2 protein-coding genes are annotated in these 2885 nt (G+C 59.3%); one reads left to right on the plus strand and one right to left on the minus strand.

Annotated features, from left to right (window positions below):
* The coding region (locus R6U20_RS07840) for a S8 family peptidase (protein ID WP_410337305.1) at positions 1 to 968 on the minus strand (968 nt) is incomplete at its 3' end.
* A gap of 429 nt (positions 969 to 1397) precedes the next feature.
* Here R6U20_RS07840 and purB point away from each other — a divergent pair.
* Positions 1398 to 2693 (plus strand): adenylosuccinate lyase, encoded by a 1296-nt coding sequence (gene purB / locus R6U20_RS07845; RefSeq protein WP_410337306.1) that lies wholly within the window; start codon positions 1398 to 1400, stop codon positions 2691 to 2693.
* Positions 2694 to 2885 lie beyond the last annotated feature (192 nt).

The raw sequence follows: 2885 nt of genomic DNA on the forward strand, positions 1-2885 counted from the left end.
CTGGAGCGCTGATCGGAGGAGGTGGTCGATCCAACCGTCAGGGCATCGTCTACGCGGGCCGGCGAGGCGTTGCAGGCATCCGTGTTGTCGTTGCCGGCAGCGGCCACAACGAGAATACCATCGCTCACGGCATTTTCGACAGCATTATCGAGCGACGTGCTGGCACCACCGCCCAGGCTCATGTTCGCCACAGCTGGGGGTTGGTGGTTTGCTGCGACCCAGTCCACACCGTCAATAACTCCGCTCATAGTGCCGCCGCCGTCACAGTCGAGCACCCGAACAGCGTGCAAGGTGGCATCTTTGGCAACGCCATACGAGCTACCGCCCACGGTACCAGCCACGTGTGTGCCGTGTCCGTTGCAGTCTTCGCCGTTCTGGCCATCGTTAAATGCATCGAAAGAGTTAACAGCACGTCCGCCAAAGTCGTCGTGGCTGGTATTGATGCCGGTGTCAAGGATGTACGCGTTTACACCGCTTCCGGTAGCATCGTACGTGTAGGTATCATCGAGTCCGGAGCGCTGATCAACGCGGTCGAGTCCCCACGGGGCATCGGACTGCGTATCAACGGCGTGCACCGTCTGATCTTGCTCAACGAAGTCTACATCGGGATGTGCTTCGAGCGCTTCGGCTTCCGATTCGGACAGGTTGGTAACCGAGAAGCCGTTCAGCGCATAGCCGTAAGTGCTGCGCACTTCTGCCGCAGTCGCCGATTTGGCGCTTAGCAGCGATTCGGCTTGGGTAACGCGGTCGGCTTCGCTTTTCGCAGCGACCTGATCATCGTCATAAACCACGATGTACTGCCCTTCGATGGGCGTGCTGACGTTGCCTGTTGGTAGTTCTGTAGCAGAAGGTTCATCCGCAGGGGGCGTTGTACTCATGTTCACAGGAGCCGCCTCGCGCCCATCGTCCTCAGCCATTCCCGACGATGAATCGTCGCATCCGGCCCAGATCAAAGAGGCTGCAAGCACAGCTCCAAGCAAAAGATTACGGAAAAGGGGGTGGGTGTTCATAAGAAAGTATTTTCTTACGCAAAAGAAAAAAACGACCCATCCGCCGTGAAAACTACATACGTAAGGGCGGCCTGGTGGAGCCGCCTCACGCTTTCATCAACAGATGTTGGCACCACGTTAACAGTCGCGTTACACTATGTAAACCATTCATTACAATTTACTTAAATCATCATAGTCTGGTGTGGGCGTGTTAATTTACTACTATCGTAGAAAGGAACCTTGGGCAGACTGCGCGCGGTGTACAAAAAATGGTGCCCGCGCAATGATGCGTCCTGTGTGAAGCTATGCATCAACCAGACAGAATTCGCGGTTGCCGGTAGCATTCGACCCGATACGACTTGTATGTTGGAATGCATTGCTTCGCCTCCCTTACGCCCCTTGTTTGCTATGATCGACCGTTATACCCGCCCTGAGATGGGCCGCCTCTGGAGCATTGAACAGCAGTTTCAGTCGTGGCTCGATGTGGAACTGGCTGCTTGTTGGGCCTGGAGCGAAATCGGTGCGATTCCGCCTGAAGACGTGGAGCTTCTCTACGAGAAGGCGGATTTCGACGTGGATCGCATCCGCGAGATTGAGAAGGAGACCAAGCACGATGTGGTCGCATTCACCCGTGCGGTCAGTGAAACGCTCGGTCCCGAAAAGAAGTGGGTGCACTACGGCCTTACCTCGACCGATGTGGTGGATACGGCGTACATGGTGCGCATGCGCAAGGCCAACCGCCTCATCCGCACGCAACTCGATGCGCTCATTGATCAGCTGGCCGAGCGCGCCCATGAGCACAAGCATACCCTTACAATGGGCCGCACCCACGGCGTGCATGCCGAACCCACCACGTTTGGACTGAAGCTGGCCCGCTTCTATGACGAGCTGACCCGCCAGCGCGATCGATTCGACCGCGCCGCCGAGGAGATGCGCGTGGGCAAGCTCTCGGGGGCTGTGGGCACCTTTGCGCACATCCCACCCGAGGTGGAGCGCCTAACGTGCGAGCGCCTCGGATTACGACCGGCCCCCATCTCTACGCAGATCCTCTCGCGCGATCGGCATGCGAACTACCTGGGCGTGCTCGCGGGCATCGGGGCTACGATAGAGAAAATCGCGGTTGAGATTCGCCACTTACAGCGCAGCGAAGTGCGGGAAGTAGAGGAGTCGTTTGGATCCGGACAGAAAGGATCGTCGGCCATGCCTCACAAGCGGAATCCAGTAGGTTCGGAGAACCTGACGGGATGCGCCCGGCTCTTGCGCGGATACATGGTGAGCGAGTACGAAAACGTGGCGCTCTGGCACGAGCGCGACATCTCGCACTCCTCAGTCGAGCGCGTGGTGCTGCCCGATGCGACCACCATTGTGCACTACGCCTTGCGTCGCATGGCGGGCATTATCGAGCGCCTCACGGTGTACCCCGATACTATGCGCGACAACATGGAGCGTACCTATGGCCTCTACAACAGCCAGCGCCTCATGCTGAAGCTGATCGACGCGGGCCTCTCGCGCGAGGATGCCTACGACCGCGTGCAGCCCCTGGCCATGCAGGCGTGGGAGGAGCAGCGCGCCTTCCACGACATTGTGCGCGAGGCCGACGCCATCACCGAGCACCTCTCGGAGGAGGCGATCGACAAAGTCTTTGATCCCAGCTACCACGTGCGTAACGTGGACCTTATCTTTGACCGTGTAGGGCTGGCGTAGTCTGTGCCGGACCCATGGAGCGGAGAGCGGACTTCCGCCATGCCCTCACGGCGCTTCGTCGGGCGTACTGTCGTCGGTGGGGCGTGGGGGGAGCGGCTGGTCGTCGAGCGACCAGCGGTAGGAGCCTTCGGTGCGGCGCTTTTCGTCTTCGCTGAGGCCGCGGTAGCCGTACGGCGGTTTGCGCAGCTTGCG

The sequence above is a fragment of the Longimonas sp. genome (assembly GCF_046498435.1).
GTDB lineage: Bacteria > Bacteroidota > Rhodothermia > Rhodothermales > Salinibacteraceae > Longimonas.

Excerpts from the sequence above, each read along its gene's own strand:
- purB (WP_410337306.1), top strand. The coding sequence starts at position 1,398 with ATGATCGACCGTTATACCCGCCCTGAGATGGGCCGCCTCTGGAGCATT.